At 73.8% G+C, this 17,912-nt stretch carries 12 protein-coding genes; 4 read left to right on the forward strand and 8 right to left on the reverse strand.

Annotated features, from left to right (window positions below; genetic code table 11):
* Nucleotides 1-76: 76 nt before the first annotated feature.
* The 4 genes from HDA33_RS02640 to HDA33_RS02655 form a co-directional block, all read right to left on the reverse strand.
* The gene (locus HDA33_RS02640; protein ID WP_010078527.1) at nucleotides 77-421 is read right to left on the reverse strand and encodes a hypothetical protein; all 345 of its coding nucleotides are present in this window, start codon (nucleotides 419-421) and stop codon (nucleotides 77-79) included.
* Nucleotides 422-439: 18 nt separating this feature from the next.
* A complete protein-coding gene (gene sucB, locus HDA33_RS02645) occupies nucleotides 440-2,296 on the reverse strand; it encodes a 2-oxoglutarate dehydrogenase, E2 component, dihydrolipoamide succinyltransferase (protein ID WP_184170631.1) in 1,857 nt (618 codons plus the stop codon).
* A 109-nt stretch (nucleotides 2,297-2,405) separates the two neighbouring features.
* On the reverse strand, nucleotides 2,406-3,785 hold the full coding sequence (gene lpdA / locus HDA33_RS02650; protein ID WP_158491978.1) for a dihydrolipoyl dehydrogenase: 1,380 nt from the start codon (nucleotides 3,783-3,785) through the stop codon (nucleotides 2,406-2,408).
* A 115-nt stretch (nucleotides 3,786-3,900) separates the two neighbouring features.
* Complete coding sequence (locus HDA33_RS02655) at nucleotides 3,901-5,433, reverse strand: leucyl aminopeptidase (protein WP_184170634.1); 1,533 nt, start codon at nucleotides 5,431-5,433, stop codon at nucleotides 3,901-3,903.
* 233 nt (nucleotides 5,434-5,666) lie between these two features.
* Here HDA33_RS02655 and HDA33_RS02660 point away from each other — a divergent pair, with 233 nt between their 5' ends.
* The 3 genes from HDA33_RS02660 (at nucleotide 5,667) to HDA33_RS02670 (ending at nucleotide 9,609) form a co-directional block, all read left to right on the forward strand.
* Nucleotides 5,667-6,623 (forward strand): PAC2 family protein, encoded by a 957-nt coding sequence (locus HDA33_RS02660; protein ID WP_158494495.1) that lies wholly within the window; start codon nucleotides 5,667-5,669, stop codon nucleotides 6,621-6,623.
* Nucleotides 6,624-6,659: 36 nt separating this feature from the next.
* Complete coding sequence (locus tag HDA33_RS02665; protein ID WP_184170637.1) at nucleotides 6,660-7,784, forward strand: DUF4192 family protein; 1,125 nt, start codon at nucleotides 6,660-6,662, stop codon at nucleotides 7,782-7,784.
* Nucleotides 7,785-7,956: 172 nt separating this feature from the next.
* A complete protein-coding gene (locus HDA33_RS02670; RefSeq protein WP_184170640.1) occupies nucleotides 7,957-9,609 on the forward strand; it encodes an RNA polymerase sigma factor in 1,653 nt (550 codons plus the stop codon).
* Nucleotides 9,610-9,703: 94 nt separating this feature from the next.
* On the opposite strand, the gene HDA33_RS02675 is transcribed toward HDA33_RS02670, so the two are convergent.
* A complete protein-coding gene (locus HDA33_RS02675; RefSeq protein ID WP_080981729.1) occupies nucleotides 9,704-9,913 on the reverse strand; it encodes a DUF7455 domain-containing protein in 210 nt (69 codons plus the stop codon).
* 261 nt (nucleotides 9,914-10,174) lie between these two features.
* Between HDA33_RS02675 and HDA33_RS02680 the strand changes: the two genes are divergently transcribed.
* Nucleotides 10,175-12,280, forward strand: coding sequence for a DNA gyrase/topoisomerase IV subunit B (locus HDA33_RS02680; protein ID WP_017489671.1), 2,106 nt, complete (start codon nucleotides 10,175-10,177; stop codon nucleotides 12,278-12,280).
* Nucleotides 12,281-12,819: 539 nt separating this feature from the next.
* Here the strand turns inward: HDA33_RS02680 and HDA33_RS02685 are convergent.
* The 3 genes from HDA33_RS02685 to HDA33_RS02695 are packed head-to-tail and all read right to left on the reverse strand — an operon-like array spanning nucleotide 12,820 to nucleotide 17,883.
* Nucleotides 12,820-13,893 (reverse strand): NAD-dependent epimerase/dehydratase family protein, encoded by a 1,074-nt coding sequence (locus HDA33_RS02685; RefSeq protein WP_184170643.1) that lies wholly within the window; start codon nucleotides 13,891-13,893, stop codon nucleotides 12,820-12,822.
* A complete protein-coding gene (locus tag HDA33_RS02690) occupies nucleotides 13,890-16,829 on the reverse strand; it encodes an alpha/beta fold hydrolase (RefSeq protein WP_184170646.1) in 2,940 nt (979 codons plus the stop codon). Before HDA33_RS02690 ends, HDA33_RS02685 begins: the two co-directional genes overlap by 4 nt.
* A gap of 22 nt (nucleotides 16,830-16,851) precedes the next feature.
* Complete coding sequence (locus HDA33_RS02695; RefSeq protein WP_017489669.1) at nucleotides 16,852-17,883, reverse strand: 3-oxoacyl-ACP synthase III; 1,032 nt, start codon at nucleotides 17,881-17,883, stop codon at nucleotides 16,852-16,854.
* Between the last annotated feature and the right edge of the window lie 29 nt (nucleotides 17,884-17,912).

Below are 17,912 nucleotides of genomic sequence, written 5' to 3' on the forward strand. Positions count from 1 at the left end.
CGGGGGGACGCCGCGGGCCCCGGGGAAAAGCTCCCCGGGGCCCGCGGCGTGGTGCGGCGTCAGCCGCCTGGGCTGATCACTGCCAGAGGACGGCGACCAGGATGTTCACCAGGCCCAGACCGCCCACCGCGTGGGCCAGGCCCGTGGGCACGACCTCCCCGCGGTTGGACTTGCGGCGGCCGATCAGGGCGGCCACGAAGACGATGACGCCGATCAGGAACTTGACGCCCAGCTTCATGTGGTTCGGCTCCCCGCTCATGGCGAGGCCGAAAAGCACCACGCCGGAGACGATCATGCCCACGGAGCCCCACCACTGCGAGGTGGTGACGGTCGGGTTGCGGAAGTGCGCGAACCAACCGCCCACGATCGCTGCGGCGGACACGATGTGCACGGCCACCAGGATGCTGTGCAGGATATCCACAGTCCTTCTCCCTTTCCGTCAGAGACCCAGCTCGTTGGCGAACTCGCCGCCCTCGAGACGCTGACGCAGCGTCGTCAGGAAGCGGCCCGCGTCGGCCCCGTCCACCAGGCGGTGGTCGTAGGTCAGGGACAGGTACATCATGTGGCGGATGGCGATCGAGTCGTTGCCGTCCGCGTCGGTCACCACCATGGGACGCTTCACGATCGCACCGGTGCCCAGGATCGCGACCTGCGGCTGGTTGATGATCGGCGTGTCGAACAGCGCGCCCACGGAGCCGATGTTCGTGATCGAGAACGTGCCGCCCGAGAGCTCGTCCGGCGAGATCTTGTTCGTGCGGGTGCGCTCGGCCACGTCGGCGATCTTCTGGGCGAGGCCCGTCAGGTTCAGGGAGCCGGCGTCCTTGATGACGGGCACCAGCAGTCCCTTCTCCGTGTCCACGGCGATCGCGATGTCCTCGGACGCGTGGTAAGTGATCTCCTTGTTGTCCTCGGAGAACGACGCGTTCAGCTTGGGGTGCTGCTTGAGGGCCTCGGCGACCGCCTTGGTGATGAACGGCAGGTACGTCAGGTTCACGCCGGCCTGCTGCTGGAAGGAGGCCTTCGCCTTCTTGCGCAGCTGCACGATGCGGGTGACGTCCACCTCGTGCACCTGGGTCAGCTGGGTGGACAGGTCGAGGGACTCGCGCATGCGCTGGGCGATGACCTGGCGGATGCGCGGCGCCTTCTCCACCTCGCCGCGGACCGAGGGGTCCACGGAGGAGGCGACGGCCGGGGCCGAGGACGCGGCGGCGGCCTGCTCCTTCGAGCCCTGCTCCTGCGCGGGGGCGGACTCGGTGGAGCCGGCCTGCTGGGCCAGCGCGGCGGCGAGCACGTCCTGCTTGCGGATGCGGCCGCCGACGCCGGTGCCGCGGACCGTGGAGAGGTCCACGTCGTTCTGGTGGGCCAGGCGGCGCACCAGCGGGGTCACGTAGCCCTGGCCGGGCGAGGTGGCCTCGGGAGCGTCGGCCGCAGCGGCCTTCTCCTGCTCGGCGGACTCCTCGCGGGATGCGTTCTCGGAGGCGGAGGCCTCGGGGGCCTTCTCCTCCTTCTCCTCGCCGGCGTCCTGGGCCGCCTCCTCGGTCTCCTCGCCGGTCTCGGCCTCGGTGGCCTTGTCCTCGATCTCCTCGGCGGAGGCCTCGTCCGGGGCGGAGTCGTCGGAGGAGTCCGAGGAGCCGCCGGCGGAACCGGAGCCCACCAGGGCGAGCACGGCACCGACCTCGACGGTCTCGTCCTCCTCGGCGCGGATCTCCAGCAGGGTGCCGGCCACGGGGGAGGGGATCTCGGTGTCGACCTTGTCGGTGGAGACCTCGAGCAGCGGCTCGTCGACCTCGACCTCGTCGCCCACGGCCTTGAGCCAGCGGGTGACGGTGCCCTCGGTGACGGACTCGCCCAGCGCGGGCAGGGTCACCTCGGAGGCGTCGCCGCCGGACGCGCCGCCGGAGGACTTCTCCTCGGAGTCCTGCGTGGAGGAGCGCTCCTCGGGGGCGGGCTCGCCCTCGGGCTCCTGCTGCTCCTCGTCCTCCTGGGCCTCCTCGGCCGCGGGCTCCTCGGACTCCTCGGCCTGCGCGTCGTCGTCGGACTCGGAGGAGCCGCCGCCGTCGCCGTCGCCGATGGTCGCCAGCGGGGCGCCGACCTCCACGGTCTCGTCCTCCTCGGCCAGGATCTCCTGGAGCACGCCGGCCACCGGGGAGGGGATCTCGGTGTCCACCTTGTCGGTGGAGACCTCCACCAGGGGCTCGTCGACGGCGACCTCGTCGCCGACGGCCTTGAGCCAGCGGGTCACGGTGCCCTCGGTGACGGACTCACCGAGTGCGGGCAGGTTCACGGTTTCGGACATGGGACCGTCTCTCCTCACGGGGGTGGCGCGGCGGCGGTGCGGCCGCCGCGCCGGGGGTGGGTGTGATGGGGACCGACGGACGGCCCCCGGATGTGTCGGGCGGGTCGGCTCAGCCGTGCAGCGGGTGGCCGAACAGGGCCATCGCGGCCTCGCCGAGCGCCTCGTTCTGCGTCGGGTGGGCGTGCACGAACTGGGCGACGTCTTCCGGATAGGCCTCCCAGTTCACGATGAGCTGCGCCTCGCCGATCTGCTCGCCGATGCGCTTGCCGATGCCGTGGACGCCCACGATCGGGCCGTTCTTCTGGCGCACCATCTTGATGATGCCGCCGGTGCCCAGGATCGAGGACTTGCCGTTGCCGGCGAGGTTGTACTCGACGACCTCGACGTTGTCCTTGCCGAACTTCTCCTCGGCCTTGGGCTGGGTGTAGCCCACGGACATGATCTCCGGCTCGGTGAAGGTGACCTTGGGGATGTTGATGTCCTCGACCACCATCGGGGAGTTCCCGGCGATCTCCTCGGCCACGAAGATGCCCTGCTGGTAGCCGCGGTGGGCCAGCTGCAGGCCGGGGACGATGTCGCCCACGGCGTAGATGCTGCCAACGCCGGTGTGCAGGCGCTCGTCGGTGATCACGAAGCCGCGATCCATCGTGATGCCCTGCTCCTCGTAGCCGAGGCCCTCGGTGTTCGGGCCGCGGCCCACGGCGACGAGGCAGACCTCGGCCTCGAACTCCTTGCCGTCCGCCAGGGTCACCTTAACGCCCGAGTCGGTCTCCTCGACCTTGTCGAAGAAGGTGCCCAGGTTGGTCTTGATGCCCTTCTTCTTGAACTCGCGGGCGAGCACCTTGATGATCGCCGGGTCCTCGTTGGGGACCAGGGTCTCCAGGCCCTCGATGATGGTGACCTCGACGCCGAAGGAGTTCCACAGGGAGGCGAACTCGGAGCCGATGACGCCGCCGCCGAGCACGATGGCCGACTTCGGGGTGTAGTCCAGCTCGAGGGCCTCGGTGGAGGTCATGATCTTCTTCGAGATCGGCAGGCCCATGGTCTTGGCCACGGAGCCGGAGGCGAGCACGATGTTCTCGGCCTTGTAGCGGGTGCCGTCGACCTCGACCTCGTTCTTCGAGACGAGCTTGCCCTCGCCCTCGATGACCTGGACCTTGCGCATCTTCAGCAGGCCGGTCAGGCCCTTGTGCTTGCCGGCGACGATGCCGTCCTTGTAGTCGCGCACCTTGGCCATGTCCACGGACTCGAGGGTCGCGTTGACGCCGAACTTGGCGGAGTTGCGGGTCTCGTCGGCCACCTCGGCGGCGTGGAGGTAGGCCTTGGTGGGGATGCAGCCCCAGTGCAGGCAGGTGCCGCCGAGCTTGGACTTCTCCACGAGGGCCACGGACTTGCCGTATTGCACGGAACGCAGGGCTGCGGCGTACCCGGCGGAGCCACCGCCGAGGACGAGGACGTCGAATTCCTGAGCGGTTGCCGAATCGGCCACGGTGTTGCTCCTTGATGCTGGGTTCGATGGAACGTGGTGCTGCTGCTTCACCGTCGCCCCGGTCGGCCGGCGGCGGGCCGGCCGACCTCTCGGGCGACGGACATCGGGGACAACCTTACCGGCCGCGCCCCTCGATGAGACCCATCAGGGTCCGCACCATCACGCCGGTCGCGTCCTGCGGGGTGTAGCCGTGGGCGGCCGACTCGTTGAAGGACGGGCCGGCGATGTCGAGGTGGGCCCACGGGGTGCGGGGGGCGTCCTCCTCGCCGGTGCGGCCGGCGTCGACGAACTCACGGAGGAAGGCCGCGGCGGTCATCATGCCGCCGAAGCGGTCGCCCATGTTGGAGATGTCTGCGACCCGGGAGTTCAGGGACGCGCGCTGGTTCTCCGGGATGGGCATGGCCCAGGCCAGCTCGCCCACGCGGTCGGCGGCCTCGACGACCTCGGTGCGCAGGGCGTCGTCGCCCATCACGCCGGTGTAGCGGGTGCCCAGGGCGACCATCTGCGCGCCGGTGAGGGTGGCGACGTCGAGCACGGCGTCCGGGCGCTCGTCCGTGGCGGCGACGAGGGCGTCGGCCATGACCACGCGGCCCTCGGCGTCGGTGTTCATGATCTCCACCGTCTTGCCGCCATACATGGTGACGACGTCGGACGGGCGGATCGCGGTGTCCGAGGGCATGTTCTCGGCCAGCGCCAGCCAGCCGGTCACCTTGACCGGCACGTCGAGGGCGGCGGCGGCGCGGACCACGGCGAACACGGTGGCCGCGCCGGCCATGTCCGACTTCATGGTCATCATCGAGGCCGCCGGCTTCAGCGAGATGCCGCCGGTGTCGAAGGTGATGCCCTTGCCCACCAGGGCGATGTGCGCCTTCGCCTCCGCCGGGGCGTGCTCGATGCGCACGAGGCGCGGCGGGCGGGAGGAGCCCTGGCCGATGGCCAGGATGCCGCCGAAGCCCTCGGCGGTCAGGCGCTCCTCGTCCCAGACGTCCACGCTCACGGAGGAGCCGGAGAGGTCCTGCGCAACGGCGTCGGCGAAGGTGCCGGGGTACAGGTGGGAGGGGGCGGTGTTCACGAGGTCGCGCACGGCGCAGACGGCGTCGCCCAGCACGGCGGCCCGGCGCAGGGCCGCCTCGGCCTCCTCGGCGCCGAGGGCGGTGACGAACTCGAGGCCGCGGACCGGCCGGGACTTCTCCGCCTCCTCACGGGCCTTCTCGGACTTCAGGGCGGTGAACGCGTAGGCGCCCATCGACGCGCCCTCGGCCACGGCGGAGAGCCGCTGCGCGGTGTCGGCGGGCAGGGCCAGGGCGACGGCGTCCGTGCCGGCCAGGGAGCGCACGGCCGCGCCGGCCGCGCGGCGCAGGGCCTCGTCCGAGACCTCTCCGTCGTCGTCGAGCGGGCCCACGCCCACGAGGACGAGCATCGGCACCGGCGAGCCGCCCAGGCCGGGCAGGCGGTGCACCTCGTCCTGGGCGCCGCGCACGCCGAGCAGGTCGAAGGAGGCCTCGAGGGCGGAGGCGGCCGGGGCGTCCAGGGCGTCCGTCAGCAGCACGGGGCCGTCCGGGCCGGTCCCCACCCCTACCACGAGGGCCGAGGCGCTCACGTCCTCCAGGGTGCGGGCGGTCAGGGTCGGGCGGTCCAGGGTGATCACGGACGGGCCTCTCTTCCGGGGGTCTCGGGAATGCGCCCGGCGGGGTGGGCCGGGCCGTCCCGCGTCATCCTAGCCACCGGCCTCGCGCCGCGGTCCAGGGCGCGCGGGCGCGGAATAGGCGGACCCGGCCCCGTGGTTGACTGACGAGACAGGACGCGGGACGCGCCGCTGCGTCGCCCTCGCGGGGCCGCAGGCCCCCGCGGGGACAGGACCACGGACGAAGGGGACCCGACGTGCAGGACGCCGCTCCGATCTACACGCGACACGACGCCGAGGCCGTGCCGCCGGGGCTCGCCCTGCTCGTCACCCTCACCGGGCACATGGACGCGGGCCGCGTCAGCCGCCAGGTGCGCACCGCCCTGCGCGAGCACCTGGAGCACCGCACCGTGGCCTCCTTCGACGTGGACTCCATGTTCGACTACCGCGCCCGCCGCCCCCGCATGCGCTTCGACCGGGACCGCTACCGTGACCTGCGGCTGCCCACCCTGGAGGTGCAGCTCGTGGAGGACCTGATCGGCCACCCGTTCCTGCTCCTGGCCGGGCCCGAGCCCGACTTCCGCTGGCAGGCCGTCGTCGAGGCCGTGTTGGGCCTCGCCGAGGAGTGGCAGGTGGACTCCCTGACCTTCCTCGACGCCGCGCCGCTGCCCGTGCCCCACACCCGGCGGATCGGCGTGACCACGCACGGCACCCGGGCCGAGGCCGTCGAGGGCCTGTCCACGTGGAGCCCGGAGGCGGAGATCGTCTCGGGGCTGCTCCAGATGCTCGAGCTGCGCGCGGACGAGGCCGGGATCCCGACGGCCGGCTACACGGTGCACGTGCCGCACTACGTGGCCGAGGCGTCCTTCCCGCAGGCCGCGGTCGCCGCCCTCGAGTACGCCGGCGCGGCCATGGGGCTCATGCTGCCCTCGGACGACCTGCGGGACGCCTCCCGCGAGATCGAGGCCGAGCTGGAGCGGCAGGTCTCCGGCTCGGAGGAGGTCCAGCAGATGATCGCCGGGCTGGAGCGCAACTTCGACCAGAACGCCGAGGACCAGGAGCGCTCCCTCCTGGAGACGGAGGAGGGCCTGCCCGACGGCGACGAGCTCGCCTCCGCCGTGGAGGCGTACCTCGCCGGCCGGGCCGGCCCGGACGGGTCCGCTCCTGCACAGGAGGACGGACCGCCCCGCCCGTCCACCGACGACGAGCGCTGACCCGCCGCGGACGGCCCGGGCCGCCAGGGTGGCGGCATGGAACCCGCCGCCTCCCTTGACGTCCCCGTCCTCCCCGCCCGCGGCCCGGAGGACCTCCTCGCCTACGCCGGCCACGCCCTGGGCCGGCTGCCGGCCGGCAGCCTGCTGCTCATCACCCTCGCCGCGGGGCGCCTGCGCGCCGTGGTCCGCGTCGACCTGCCCGAGCCCTCCGCCGCGCCCGCCCCGCCCGATCCGGCGGAGGCGGTCGAGTGGGCCCGCGCGGTGGCCGGGGTCTGCCGCCGCGATGCCGAGGCCGACGCCGTCCTGGCCCTCGCCCTGCCCGCCGGGCCGGCGCCCGGGCTCGACGCCCCGTCCTGCGCCGCCGCGCTGACGGCGGCCCTGGCGGTGGCGGGCCGGCCCCTGGCCGGGGCCTGGACCACCGCCGGAGGCCGCGCCCGCCCGTGGAGCGGCCGGGACCGCGGGCAGGACCACGACGTCGACCCGCGCAGCGCCCCGCTGTCCCTGCACCTGATGGCCCGGGGCTCGGTGTGGGACCGCGCGGCCGCGCCCGAGCCGGTCCCGCGGGCGGGGCCCGTGCCGCGCGGTCGGCGCGCCGCGTCGTGGCGGGCGCCGGCGGCGGACGACGACGCGGCGCGCCGGGTGTGGCTCTCGCAGTGGGAGTCCGTCCTGGCGCGGGAGCGGGGCGCGGCCCGGCCCGTGACCGCCGAGGGGACCGCCCCGGTGTCCGGGACGGAGGAGCACCCGTCCGCGGATGCCGCGGTCCTGGGTGCGCCCCTGACCCTCCCCTCTTGGCGCGATGCGCTCGTGCTCCACGCCGCCGTGCGCCCCGGCGACCCGCCGCCGGAGCCCGCCGAGCGCGAGCGATTCCTCATAGCCGGCTCCGAGCAGGCCCCGCCCTGGGAGCGGCTCGACCGGCTGCGCGCGGGCCTGCGCCGCCTCGTGCCGGCCGCCCCGCCGCCGGCGGCCGCCCAGGCGCTGGCCCTGGCCGGCTGGGTGGGCTGGGCGCGCGGCCAGGGCTCGGACGCGGCGGCCCACCTGGCGGCCGCGGCCGAGCTGGCGCCGGACGACCCGTTCGTCACGCTGATGCGCCGCGTCGTCGACACGGGGTGCGTGGCCGGCTGGGCGGCGCACCCGGACACCGCGTGGCGGCCCGGGGCGTAGGCCGCGCGTGAGAGGATGGTCCGGCTCCATGTCGGCGGGCACTCCCGGGCCCGTTCCCGGGGAGGCGGAATAGATCCCGCACCGCCGGTGTTGGACACGCACGGACCCTGCAGTCTGCGGGCCCGGACGGCCGACGCCGTCCGAGGCCGGGACTTGACAGGGTCACGCGTATATGGACTGCACGGCTCCGCGGACGACCGCGGACCAGACGGAAAGGCCTCGAGTGACCACGTCGACGACCAACGGTGCGCAGGACGCCCCGGAGACCACCGACTCCGGCGCCGCCACCACGCGCTCCCGCTCCACGGCCGCGAAGAAGACGACCGCGGCGAAGAGCACCACGGCCAAGGGCACCGCCGCGCGCAAGACCGCCTCCTCCACGACGGCCGCCAAGTCGACCGCGAAGTCGGCCGCGGCCAAGGGCGCCGCCACCAAGGCGGCCGCCAAGACTGCCGCGGCAGACGGCGAGGCCCCCGCGAAGACCACCACCCGCCGGACCGCTGCGTCGAAGACGACCGCCGCCAAGTCGACCGCGACCAAGCCGGCCGCCAAGACGACCGCCCGGAAGAAGGCCGCGCCCGCCGCGACCGCCAAGGGCAAGAAGGCGACCGCGTCCGCCGCCGCCCAGGCAGAGCAGGACGAGGAGCTGGCGGACGCCGTCGAGCGCACCGACGCCGCCGACGCCGTGGACGCGGACGTGGCCGACCTCGTCGACGGCGAGGCCAAGGCCGCCACGGAGGACTCGGACGACGAGGACGCCGACGGCTCGGACGCCCCCGACGCCCCGGCCATGGACCAGGAGGCCGTGACCGGCACCAAGGCCGGCTCCGGCCAGGCCGTGGCCCAGACCAAGGGCGCGTTCGTCGTGGACGACTCCGAGGACGACGCCCCGGTCCAGCAGGTCGTGGTGGCCGGCGCCACCGCCGACCCGGTGAAGGACTACCTCAAGCAGATCGGCAAGGTCGCCCTGCTCAACGCGGAGCAGGAGGTGGACCTCGCCATGCGCATCGAGGCCGGCCTCTACGCCGAGCACGTGGTGCAGGCCGAGGCCTCCGACGACTACCGCGAGCGCCGCGACATCCAGCTGATCATCGCGGACGGCCGCAAGGCCAAGAACCACCTGCTCGAGGCCAACCTGCGCCTGGTGGTCTCGCTGGCCAAGCGCTATACCGGCCGCGGCATGCTGTTCCTGGACCTGATCCAGGAGGGCAACCTCGGCCTCATCCGCGCCGTGGAGAAGTTCGACTACACCAAGGGCTTCAAGTTCTCCACCTACGCCACGTGGTGGATCCGACAGGCCATCACCCGTGCCATGGCGGACCAGGCACGCACCATCCGCATCCCCGTGCACATGGTGGAGGTCATCAACAAGCTCGCCCGCGTGCAGCGCCAGATGCTTCAGGACCTCGGCCGCGAGCCCACCCCGGAGGAGCTGGCCAAGGAGCTGGACATGACCCCGGAGAAGGTCGTGGAGGTGCAGAAGTACGGCCGCGAGCCGATCTCGCTGCACACCCCGCTCGGCGAGGACGGCGACTCCGAGTTCGGCGACCTCATCGAGGACTCCGAGGCCGTAGTCCCCGCGGACGCCGTGTCCTTCACGCTCCTGCAGGAGCAGCTGCACTCCGTCCTGGACACGCTCTCGGAGCGCGAGGCCGGCGTGGTCGCGATGCGCTTCGGTCTCACCGACGGCCAGCCCAAGACCCTGGACGAGATCGGCAAGGTCTACGGCGTGACGCGCGAGCGCATCCGCCAGATCGAGTCCAAGACCATGTCCAAGCTGCGCCACCCGTCCCGCTCGCAGGTGCTCCGGGACTACCTGGACTGAGCCGAGGCGGCATGACGAAGGGCCGGACCCCCGCGAGGGTCCGGCCCTTCGGCTGTGCGGGGCGCCTCGCCGGCGCGCGAGGCGTGCGCCGCGGTCAGGCGCCGGCGGTCAGGCGGTCGGTCTCGTCCTGCCAGTGAGCGGCCTGGGGACGCAGCGCGTCCTCCACGGCGCGGGCGTGGTGGCCGCAGAACTGGAGGGCGCCGCCGGAGGGCAGCACCGCGCGGACGTAGGCCTGGGCTCCGCAGCGGTCGCAGCGGTCGGAACGGGTGAGGGCGGCCGGCTCGGCCACGGCGGTGATGGACATGGAGTCCTCCTCAGGTCTCTCGGGTCCGGAGGGCGGCGTCGCCGTGGGGGCGGGCCGGTCCTCCTCTTGTCCCATGGAACAGCAAGGATGGCAGGGAACTTCCCGCCCTGTCCGCACCCGGGAGCGTGTTTCGCCAGCCGCGTACGCGCCGGCCCTCGGCCGCCGCGCCGGGCCACGGGCCGGGACCCCCGCCGCGGCCCTGTCGCGTCCGGGGCGCGGAGTACGCTGGACGGGCCGTCGTCGTCCACCGAAAGGCCCCCCGTGCCCGCGAACTCCGAGTACAACGCCCGCCACCTCTCCGTCCTGGAGGGGCTCGAGGCCGTGCGCAAGCGGCCGGGCATGTACATCGGCTCCACCGACTCCCGCGGCCTCATGCACTGCCTCTGGGAGATCATCGACAACTCGGTGGACGAGGCGCTGGCCGGCTACGGCCAGTCGATCGAGATCACGCTCCACCCGGACGGCTCCGTGGAGGTCGAGGACAGCGGGCGCGGCATCCCCGTGGACGTGGAGCCGCGCACCGGCCTGTCCGGCGTCGAGGTGGTCTTCACCAAGCTGCACGCCGGCGGCAAGTTCGGCGGCGGCTCCTACGCGGCCTCCGGCGGCCTGCACGGCGTGGGCGCCTCCGTGGTCAACGCGCTCTCCTCCCGCCTGGACGTGCAGGTGCTGCGCGGCGGCAAGGTGCATCAGATGTCCTTCCGCCGCGGCGAGCCCGGCCGCTTCCAGGACGGCTCGCGCCCGTCCCCGGACGCCCCCTTCGAGCCGTCCACGGACGCCTCGCCGCTGGACGTCGTCGGCAAGGCCAAGCGCGGTCAGACCGGCACCCGCGTGCGGTACTGGGCGGACGAGCAGATCTTCATCAAGGACGCCGCGTTCTCCGCGGACGACCTGCACGCCCGCGCGCGGCAGACCGCGTACCTGATCCCCGGGCTGCGCATCACCGTCAAGGACCTGCGCCGCCGGCCGGGCACCCCCGGGGCGGAGGGACCGGTGGAGGAGGTCTTCCAGTACGACGGCGGCATCTCCGAGTTCGTGGAGCACCTCACCCCCGCCACGCCGGTCACGGACGTGTGGCGGATCCAGGGGTCCGGATCGTTCAAGGAGCGTGTCCCTGTGCTCGGCGAGGACGGGCGCACCGCCATGCAGGACGTGCAGCGCACGTGCGAGGTCGACCTCGCGCTGCGGTGGGACGTCGGCTACGACACCGTGTTCCGCTCGTTCGTGAACATCATCGCCACCCCCAAGGGCGGCACCCACCAGTCCGGGTTCGAGGCCGCGCTGCTCAAGGCGTTCCGCACCCAGGTCGAGTCCAACGCCCGCCGCCTGAAGGCCGGTTCGGACAAGGTGGAGAAGGACGACGTGCTGGCCGGCATGACGGCGGTGCTCACCGTCCGGCTCGCCGAGCCCCAGTTCGAGGGCCAGACGAAGGAGATCCTCGGCACCTCCGCCGTGCGCCGCATCGTGGCGCAGGTCGTGGAGAAGGAGCTGACTGCCCGCCTCACCGCCACGGCGCGCGCCCAGAAGCAGCAGGTGCACGTCCTGCTGGAGAAGGTCGTCGCCGAGATGAAGTCGCGCATCTCGGCCCGCACGCACAAGGAGAACCAGCGCCGCAAGAACGCGCTGGAGACCTCCACCATGCCCGCCAAGCTGGCCGACTGCCGCAGCAACGACGTCGCCTCCTCCGAGCTGTTCATCGTGGAGGGCGACTCCGCGCTGGGCACCGCCAAGCTGGCCCGCTCCTCGGACTTCCAGGCGCTGTTGCCCATCCGCGGCAAGATCCTCAACGTCCAGAAGGCCTCCGTCTCGGACATCCTGGCCAACGCCGAGTGCGCGGCCCTGATCCAGGTGGTCGGCGGCGGCGCCGGGCGCAGCTTCGACCTGGACGCCGCCCGCTACGGCAAGGTGGTGCTGATGACGGACGCGGACGTGGACGGCGCCCACATCCGCACCCTTCTGCTGACCCTGTTCTTCCGCTACATGCGCCCCATGGTGGAGGCCGGCCGCGTGTTCGCCGCCGTGCCCCCGCTGCACCGGATCGAGGCCGTGACCAAGGGCGTGAAGGAGCGCGAGGTCATCTACACGTACTCCGAGCAGGAGCTTTACGCCACGCTCGCCCGGCTGGAGAAGGAGGGGCGGTCCTACAAGGAGCCCATCCAGCGCTACAAGGGCCTGGGCGAGATGGACGCGGACCAGCTGGCGGAGACCACCATGGACCCCCGGCACCGCACCCTGCGCCGCGTGAACATCGCCGAGGTGGAGGCGGCCGAGCGGGTGTTCGACCTGCTCATGGGCTCCTCCGTGGCCCCGCGCAAGGACTTCATCGTCTCCCACGCGGACGAGCTGGACCGCGAGCGGATCGACGCCTGAACCGACCCGCTTTCGTGCGGGAAACGGGAGGCATCCCGGACGTTTTCGTGCGGGAAACGGGAGGCTTCCCGGGCGTTTTCGTGTGGGAAAAGGGAGGCTCGGGCCCTCACCCCAGGGCCCGGTCCTCAGCCGCTGTGAGAGCCTGACGGCATGCCTTCACACAGGAATGCACGAGACGCCCCGATGACACGGAGGGCGTGGCGGCTGCGCATCGTCCTGGCGTCGACGGCCTTCGGGGCGCTGGTCGTCCTGCTGACCGTCGGGCTGTCCGTGGTGCCGGCGTGGGTCATCGGGGCCCTGCCGGACCCAGCACTGCAGTATCCCGCGGCGGCCGTGCTGGCGGCCGCGGTGGCGTCGGCCGTGCACGGCGTGCTCTCCCTCACCACGACGCCGACGCCCCAGCCCGTTCCCGACGTCGTCCGGCCCGGACCGTCGACCGGCTGGCGGGAAGGCTCCCGTTTCCCGCACGAAAGCACCCCGGAAGGCTCCCGTTTCCCGCACGAAAGCGTGGGGGCGGCGGGGGAGGGGACGGGCCGGAGTCAGCGGGCGCGGTAGTACGCCGCGAGGCGGTGTAGGCCCTCGTCGATGCTCACGGACGGGGTCCAGTCGAGCACTTCGCGGGTGCGGCGCTGGTCGAACCAGTGGGCGGTGGAGAGCTGCTCGGCGAGGAACTCGGTGAGCGGGGGCTCGCCGTCGTCGGAGCCGACGCCGCGCGATCGCAGGCCGAACAGGTCCCGCTCCCAGGCGCGCTCGATCAGGGCCCCGGCCCGGCGGGCGAGGCCGGCGGGCACGTGGCGCTCGGGCTCCTCGGCGCCGCCGGCGAGGGCGATCTGGCGGACCAGCTCGCCCACGGGGCGCGGCTCGCCGTTGGTCACCACGAGTGCCTCGCCGTGGTGGTGGTCGGCCGCGGACACGGCGGCCACCACGGCCTCGACGGCGTTGCCCGTGTAGAGCGTGTCGATCAGCGGCGCGCCGGTGCCCAGCACGGGCATCCGCCCGGCGCGCGCCCGCTGCACGATGCGGTCGGTGAGCTGCATGTCCCCGGGGCCCCACATCAGGTGGGGGCGCAGCACCATCACGCGGAAGTCGTCCCGGTTCGCGGCCAGGGCGAGCCGCTCGCCCGCCGCCTTCGTGCGCGCGTACGGTCCGCGCGCGTGCTCGGGGCTGGCGGGGCCGGCGCCCTCGCCCACGATCGAGTCGCCCGCGTGGGCCACCGAGGGGGAGGAGATGTGCACGAACCGGCGCACCCCGTGCCGCTGGGCGGCGTGCAGCAGGATGCGGGTGCCCTCCACGTTCACGGCCTCGAACTCGTGCTCGGGACCGGAGACGGAGACCTTCGCGGCCACGTGCACCACGGTGTCCACCCCGGCCACGGCGCGCTCGACGGCGGCCGGGTCGGTGACCGAGCCCTGCACGTCGCGGGCGCCCGCCACGCCGGAGGGCCGGCGCTGCAGCGTCACGACGTCGTTGCCCGCGTCCGCGAGCACCCGGGCGACGCCGGCGCCGAGCAGGCCCGAGGCCCCGGTCACCAGGACGCGCCGGCTCTCAAGGCGCTCCACGAGCTCGGGCATGCCCGCCTCGTCGAGGCCGACGTCGTAGCCGAACCCGCTCACAGCGCGCCTGCCCGTCCGCCGGCCAGCACGCCCTCGGCCCAGCGGGCCACGCGGGCCCGGTCGATCTTCGAGTTGTGCCGGATGTCGGTGGGGATCTCGTCGGCCACCAGAACGGCGGCCACGGGCAGCGGCTCGAGCGCCGCGCGCACGGCGGAGGCCAGGGCGGTGGGGGCCAGGCCCTGCTTGGGTCGCCCGTCCCGGTGCTGCCCGGCGCGGCGCGCCGGCCGGGTGGCCGGGACCGCGGCCTCCACCACCACGACGACGGCCTGGGTGCCCCGCGGGCCCACACCCACCACGGCGCTGCGCCGGACGGGGCCGAGCGCGTCCACGGTCTTCTCGGGGCCGCCGGGGCCGAGCGGCCCCTCGGGGGTGGTGATGACATGCTGCAGCCGGCCCTCGAGCCAGACGCGCCCCTCGGCGTCGAAGTGGCCGATGTCCGCGGTGCGGTGCCAGACGCGGCCGTCGCGGCGCCACAGGCCGTCCCGCTTGCTCTGCTGGTCGGTGTGCCAGAGCGCGTCGTACCGGTCCTTCAGGTGCGGGGCGCTCACCACGATCTCGCCGAGCACGCCGTGGCCCTGGGCGGGGTCGAGGATGAGGTCCTCGGCGGTGCCGTCCTCGAGCAGCGGGGCGATGGCCAGGGACACCGTGGGCAGGGCGGTGCCCACGCACACGCCCTCGTCGTCGGCGCCGCGCAGCCGCTGCACGGTCTCGCCGTCGATGTCCGTGAGCAGCAGGCCCTCGGTCATGCCCCACGGCGTGTGGACCTCCGCGTTGGGCATGAGGTCCCGGACCTGTCGCATCAACTGGGGGTGCACGGGCGCGCCGGCGGAGAGCACGAGGCGCACCGCGTCCAGGGCGTCCCGACGCGCGGCGTCGAGGCCGTCGGCGGTGGCGACCACGTTGGCCAGCGCGGCGGGGGAGGCGAAGAGCACGGTGGACTGGCCGGCGATCGCGGCGTCCGCCAGGCTCCGCGCGGTCAGCGTGGCCGGCTTGGTGACGTCCATGTCCGGGGACACGGAGGCGGCGCCGAGGGCCGGGCCGAGCAGCGCGAAGGGCGCGAACCCGGCCAGGAGCGAGCCGCCGGGCCGGATGCCCAGGGTCCGGGAGATCATCGTCACGAGGCGGCCCAGGCGCTCGTGCGTGTAGACGACGCCCTTGGCCGGCCCCGTGGAGCCGGAGGTGAACAGGACGGCGGCGTCCGCGGCGAGGGCGGGCTCGGGCAGCGGGCTCCCGTGCTCGTCCACGGGCTCGCCGACGGCCGGGTCCCGATGCCGCTCGATCATGGCGTAGATCGAGTCCGAGACGTCGAGCAGCCGCTTCTGGGCTGCGCCGGGCTCGGTGACGGAGATCCGGGTGCCGGGCCAGGACTGGGCGCGGGCCAGGGTGAGGCCGGGGGTGCGCCCGATGATCCAGCGCGGCCGGGCGGACTTCATGGCACGGGTCATGCCGGCGATGCCGAGGCCCTGGTCGGCCACCACGGCCACGCCGCCCACGCGCAGCACCGCGTAGAGCGCGGCGGAGAGGTCGCGGCCCGGGGGCACGAGCATGGCGACGCGGTCGCCCGGGCGCATGCCGGCGGCCCACAGGCCGGTGGCGATCGCCGAGACGGTCTCGTGGAGCTCGCCCCAGCTCACGGCCACGGGGCGGCGGGCACCGCCCACGAGGGACCGGCCGGTCTGCGCGCCGGCCATGTCCACGAGGGCGGTGTACTCGCGGTGCTCGGAGCCGGGGGCGCCCCAGTCGCGCAGGTGGTCCCACAGGCGGGCGACGTCGTCGCCGGCGGGCGCGGCGTGCTCGCCCAGGTCCACGTGGAGCCCGTCCTCGTCCGCCGGGGACGCAGCCGACGCGTGCGGCACGGGCCCGGGCAGGCCCGAGCCGGGGTCGTCCAGCTGCCCGGCGCGCAGCAGCTGGGCCCACTGCAGCAGGGGGGCGGTGACGTCGCGGTCGTCGACCAGCAGGTGGCCGGCTTCCTCGTAGCGGTGCACGCGCGCCTGGGGCAGGCGGTCGCGCAGGTCGTCGAGGTAGCGGTCCAGGAACACGGGGTCGTCGGCGCCCCACAGGATGAGCGCGGGCGTGCCGGCCCGGCCGAGCGCGGAGACGCCCTCCCACACGCGCCGCAGCTCGGCGTGGCTGCCGTGCGAGGGCTCGGCGGGGATGTCCGCCACGAAGCCGCCGACGCCGCCGCGGCGGTCCGCGGTCTCGTAGGGCAGGTGGTAGGCGGCGCGCACGTCCGAGGCCAGGGCGGGCTTGGCCAGGGAGGTGGTCACGGAGATGAACGCGTCCGTCAGGACGGTGGAGGCGGGCAGCACGGGCCCGGCCAGGGCGGCCTGCAGGGGCGCCGGGATGGGCGCGCCCTCCGGGTGGTGCACCGCCGTGTTGAGGGTGGCCACGCCGTCCACGAGCTGCGGGTTGCGGCCCGCCCAGCCGAGGGAGACGACGCCGCCCCAGTCGTGGCCGAGGGTGATCAGCGGGTGTCCGGTCGCCGCGAGGTCCCGCAGGCCGAGCGTCTCCAGCAGGGCGTCGAGGTCGTCGATGCGCGCGCCGAGGGAGCGGTAGGTGTCGCCGTCACGGCCCATCGAGGCGGCGGCGGGGTGGCCCGGGTGGGCGAGGCGCTCGGAGAAGCCCATGTCCAGCTGGTCCGGGGCCACCACGCGCCACGCGGCCATGCCGCGCCGGGCGCGGCGGACGGTCTCGACGAGCAGGGAGCGCCACAGCCAGGACCAGGTGGGGTTGCCGTGCACCGCCACGATGGTGCCCACGATCTCGGCGCCGGCGGCCGCGAGCACGGGGCCCGTGTCCGCCACGTGCAGGGTGCGCACCGTCCCCTCCGGGTCCGCGGCCGAGCGGATCTCCACGAGGCGGGACCACGCCGGGTCCCAGCCGGGCAGGCGGTCGGCGGGGGGCAGGACGGCGGGGGCGGCGGGGATCTGCGGCATGGGTCTCCTCTGGTCCTTCAGTTCACCACTGGATCTCGAGCATGGCGGTGTTCAGGCCCGAGCCCACGCCCAGGCACACCACCGTGTCCCCGGCGGACAGCTCGTCCATCTCCCGCACGAGGGTGATGGGCAGCGAGGCCGGCCCGACGTTGCCCAGCACGGGGAACGTCGTCGGGATCCGGTCCAGGGGCAGGCCGGCGGACTCGGAGATCGCGTTGGTGTGGAGCTGGGAGACCTGGTGGGTGATGAACCGGTCCGCGTCCTTCCACGCCCACTCGGCGGGGGTGTCGTTCCACGCGTCCATGACGAGCTCGAGGCCGTCGTTGAGCAGGGCGGTGGAGTCCGTGTACATGCCGCGGTGGTCGCCGACGCACAGGTCGTGGTGGTCGGTGCCGGCGCGGGTGATGCCGCGGACGATCCGGTGGGCGTCCGGGTGGTCCTCGATGGAGCCGACGACGGCGGCCGCGGCACCGCAGCCCAGGGTGAGGGAGGCGAACTGCTCCATGAAGTTGCCGCGGTTCGTGGTGGAGGCGTGCAGGTTCTCCACGGTGGCGTCCTGGACCTTGGAGGCGTCCTCGCTGGCGACGACCACGGCGTAGTCCACCTGGCCCGCGTCCACGAGGGTGGAGGCCATCATCAGGCCGTTGACGAAGCCGAGGCAGGCGTTGGTGATGTCGAAGTTCGTGGCCGAGGTGGGCAGGCCCATCATGTGGTGGATCCGCACGGCCACGGAGGGCTCGAGGGTCGCCCGGGTCACCGAGGTGTTGATGAGCAGCCCGACGCGCTCGGGACCGATCCCGGCGGCGGCGAGGGCGGCGGTGCCGGCCTGCGCGGCGGCCTCCTGGAAGTCCTGGGAGGCGTCCCAGTTGCGCCGGGCGCGCACGCCCGCGACGCGCTGCAGCAGGTGGGGCGGGAGCTTGAGCCGCCGGAGCACGTCCGCCAGCCGCTCGTCGAGGTCGTCCGAGGTCACCTCGAGGGGCGCCTCGACCTCGGTGACCGCCAGGAGGGCGGCGCGGGAGTACTCGTAGCTGGCGTTGCCGGACACGTTCGTCACCAGGACCAATCTGCGGGAGGACGGGGGAC

This window comes from Micrococcus endophyticus (genome assembly GCF_014205115.1).
Taxonomy (GTDB): domain Bacteria; phylum Actinomycetota; class Actinomycetes; order Actinomycetales; family Micrococcaceae; genus Micrococcus; species Micrococcus endophyticus.

Coding starts and splice junctions, on each gene's coding strand:
- HDA33_RS02675 (WP_080981729.1), bottom strand. CDS start 9,913: ATGTCCATCACCGCCGTGGCCGAGCCGGCCGCCCTCACCCGTTCCGAC.
- HDA33_RS02670 (WP_184170640.1), top strand. CDS start 7,957: ATGGACTGCACGGCTCCGCGGACGACCGCGGACCAGACGGAAAGGCCT.
- sucB (WP_184170631.1), bottom strand. CDS start 2,296: ATGTCCGAAACCGTGAACCTGCCCGCACTCGGTGAGTCCGTCACCGAG.
- HDA33_RS02690 (WP_184170646.1), bottom strand. CDS start 16,829: ATGCCGCAGATCCCCGCCGCCCCCGCCGTCCTGCCCCCCGCCGACCGC.
- HDA33_RS02665 (WP_184170637.1), top strand. CDS start 6,660: ATGGAACCCGCCGCCTCCCTTGACGTCCCCGTCCTCCCCGCCCGCGGC.